Annotated in this window: 2 protein-coding genes and 1 pseudogene; all 3 read right to left on the reverse strand. The window is 39.4% G+C overall.

Going from position 1 to position 3,835, the window contains the following annotated elements; all coding sequences use genetic code 11:
* Positions 1-59: 59 nt before the first annotated feature.
* Complete coding sequence (locus Q0502_RS03865) at positions 60-1,415, reverse strand: Gfo/Idh/MocA family oxidoreductase (RefSeq protein ID WP_298647349.1); 1,356 nt, start codon at positions 1,413-1,415, stop codon at positions 60-62.
* Between the two features lie 112 nt (positions 1,416-1,527).
* Complete coding sequence (locus Q0502_RS03870) at positions 1,528-3,096, reverse strand: RagB/SusD family nutrient uptake outer membrane protein (protein WP_298647352.1); 1,569 nt, start codon at positions 3,094-3,096, stop codon at positions 1,528-1,530.
* A 27-nt stretch (positions 3,097-3,123) separates the two neighbouring features.
* Positions 3,124-3,835: pseudogene (locus Q0502_RS03875) on the reverse strand (TonB-dependent receptor); the annotation flags it as partial.

A 3,835-nucleotide genomic window follows, 5' to 3' on the forward strand; every position in this document is an offset into this window, starting at 1 on the left:
CCGTTTTTTTATGCGATTATTTTTACCATATTTTTACTTGCGAAACTTGAATTATGTAATTATTTCGTCTGAGACGTTCCGGGTATAGAGATAGCTCCTTCTTTATACTCAGGAACCGGACCAAGTTTGTACTCTGTAGGGCCGTATCTTAGGTTAGAAACCATCATTTCATCCCAAGTATAAGGTTTTCCTGTATAAGCTGATTCCCGTCCCAAAATAGCTACCTGAGTGGAATAAGCCAAGTCCTCCGCTTGATTAATTTTCTTATTCAAACGAATAGACTCAACCAAATGAACATGTTCTTGCTCATATGGATTACGTACGGGTTTGTTAATATAATCATACTTCCAAAGAATATTTCCGGCATAATCGACAATCTGAATATTATTTTCATCATTCAGCAATGCAATTCCAGCAGATCCAATCACTTGTTCTGAAACATTGCTATCACATCCGCTTATTTGTCTGGCTGTAGCCAGCATTCGCTTATTGTGATCATAGAGATAGTCAATACTAAAGAAATCAAAAATATCGCCTGATTCGCGTCGGGCCTTTCCTCCGAAACCAACAGCTTTGGCTGGAAATTGCCCTATGAACCATGTAGCTATATCAATATTATGGACGGTTTGATCCAATATATGATCACCACTAAGCCACTTAATGTTAAACCAATTACGAATACAGTATTCCATATCCGTCCAGTCCGGTCGACGAAAACGGTTCCAACCTCCCCCCGTATTCCAATGTGCAGTGGCTGCTATCACCTCTCCAATAATACCATTACGAATTTGTTGATAAGCTTCCCAATAATCTCGGCGATGACGCCGTTGATTGCCGGTAATAACAGTAAGTCCTTTACTCGATGCTACTTTTGCAGCAGCAAGAACCGTACGAATACCACTTGGATCAACGGCTGCCGGTTTTTCCATAAAAACATGTTTTCCAGCTTCCACAGCCGCCTTAAACTGTTCAGGATGGAAATGAGTAGGGGTACAAATTAATACGACATCCACTCCCCCCTCGATTTCCATTGCTTTTTTATAAGCATCGAAGCCCAGGAAGCAGTTTGTATCAGGAACTGAATTATTCGTTTGCTCTTTTAATATTTTCCTACATATTTCCATACGATCGGGAAAAATATCTGCTAAAGCAACTATTGAAAGATCCGATCCAGCACTTAGAAACTGGGTAGCCGCTCCCGTTCCCCGGCTTCCACATCCAAAAAGTGCAGCTCTCAAGGGCTTTCCATCAGGAGCCCTGTCGACAAACGAGTACATACCCAACTCCTCCGGCGAATAGTTTTTTCGGGATTTAGTTCTATCTCCCGAACATGAAGAGATAATTGCTGAATTTAATGCCAAAGGGACAGCAACCCCCAAAAAGCCGGTTTCCGCTAAAAAAGTTCTTCTTTTCATCTCATAATTGTATTTACAAGTCAGGGTACTATCCAGTCGTCTCTTTTTTGTCAGACGACTGGATAGCTATTAGTGGTAGAAATTATTTTTCAATATCCGGGTAATCGTCTCCTTAATAACCTGGATTTTGTTTCCAATTTGTATTTTTAGTAATTTGATCATAAGGGATAGGAAACAAATCCCGAGTATTGTCTGTTTGGGCAGTTTTAAAAGTCCAGGAACCTTTAGAAAATTGATCCCAACGAATTAGGTCTTGTCTACGCCATCCCTCCCAAGCAAACTCACGACCACGTTCTATGATCAATTCTTCTAAAGTCAATGTTACAGGTGTATATACAGGTTGGCTTGCACGTTCACGAATGAGTTTAAACTGAGGGTCATTGCTTAAATCAGCCAATGAAGCATTTCCTCCGCGCAGAATTGCTTCAGCTTTCATATAAAAAATATCAGCTAAGCGATAGATAACGAAGTCATTATTCATATTACCTGTCATACCCACCTCATATTCATATTTTTGAATACGCGCACCATTCCATTTACGTGCACCCTCCAGGGATTCCACTTCAATTGTCAAGTTTAGCTGTTCACCTTTTAGATCCGGATTTTCAATTGGCACACCTTGAGGAGTAAAACAGAGTCCATAAATAAAAGTAGCTCTTTTTCGGATATCATCATCACTATAAAAATCCATAAAGGAAGGGGTCGCACATCCTCCATTCCAGCCGCCTACACGAATACCGTAAATATTCCGGAAACGCGGATGACCAGAAAATTTGTGAAAGTGAAATTCATAATCCCCACTTGAATTAATACCGTTTTGCATCGGAACAACGAAAATATTTTCTTTACAGGATTCATTATATACTTTAAACGGTTCTTTAAAATCGTTGACCACTTCATAACTATCATGATTAATCAGCAAATCACAGTATTCAATTACTTTATTCATATCATTGACATCATACGACGATGCTCCCTTAAATACTTTTGCATTGAGATAAAGCTTTGCTAACATCGCATAAGCCATTGGCCTTGTACAGCGACCATAATTAGTTGCATCCGGGTTTTCGTCCAGATACTGAATATTGTCAATAATATCTTTCAGCACATTTTCATAAAGCTCTGCTCGTGGAGTTTGTGGATAAGAAGTTATCTCGCCCTCATAATCATCCACATAAGGTACATTTCCAAAAATATCCAAAAGGAGAGAATAATAGAATGAACGCAACACGATAGTCTCTGCTCTATAGAGATTATAGACGTCCTCTTCAATGAACTCTTTGTAGGTATCCAAGTCAAAAACAATTCTGTTACAAGTTGTAACACCAGAGTAAAGAGATACCCATAAGCCATTTAATTGTCCTAACCGTACCTCCCATTGATGTTTGTGTAATGCTTGCCATACACCCCCATCATACCAATCATTACCAGGCAAGCGGGTGGGAACCACGCATTCATCAGATGATACAGTCTGGAATCCCCAAACACCCCAATGGTTCTGATAAGCCTGCAACTCAGCATAAGCAGCACCTACAGCTTGAGGAATAAGGCCCGGGTCTGCATAAAAATCTCGGGATGTCATTCGTCCAACAGTATTTTCCTCCATATCTGTACACCCGATATTGAATAACGCTGCAGCACATACAATTAATAATAAATATATGAAACTATATTTTCTCATAACGTGTTTTTTTTAATTCTGTATAAATCAGAAGGTTATATTTAATCCTAACACATAGGAACGGACTGTCGGGAAATAACGTGTCCGTTCAATACCCATATTATCAATTCCGACCATATCTACCTCAGGATCTACACCTTTATAGCCTGTAATGGTAAACACATTTTGGGCAGTAAAGTAAATATGTAAATCTTTAATGTATTTGTTTTCTTTAAATGGAATATTGTACCCTAAGGTGACATTGTCCATCTTGAGGAAAGATCCATCTTCCAGATAATAATCTGAGGGAAAACCAGCATCTCGTAATGGCGAGTTAAGTACTGATTTCAGCATATTTTTCTCCTGACCTGCAATAGACTGGTTTTCCAGTGCCATACGTCCCACGTTAAAAACGTCATTCCCGACTACAGCCCGTAAAGTAAAAGCCAGAGTGAGATTTTTATAAGTAAGCTCATTTGTCCAACCTGCCGTGAAATCCGGCTGAGCATTGCCGACAAAACGTCTGTCATTTTCAAAGGAGAAGCTGCCATCATCGTTAACATCTTCAAATATCCATTTACCATCGTCTGTAAATCCCTTGAATACCGGCAGATAGAAATCTCCTACTTTACCACTGGGCACAAGTCGGAGGAGTGGCGTATTGTTTAAACCGCCTAAATCACCATCACTCAAATATCCTTTTTCAATCCATTCAGTTTGAAAATGTTCATTACTAAACTTGTCGATACGATTATCATTA

The organism is uncultured Proteiniphilum sp., from assembly GCF_937873925.1.
Lineage (GTDB): Bacteria > Bacteroidota > Bacteroidia > Bacteroidales > Dysgonomonadaceae > Proteiniphilum.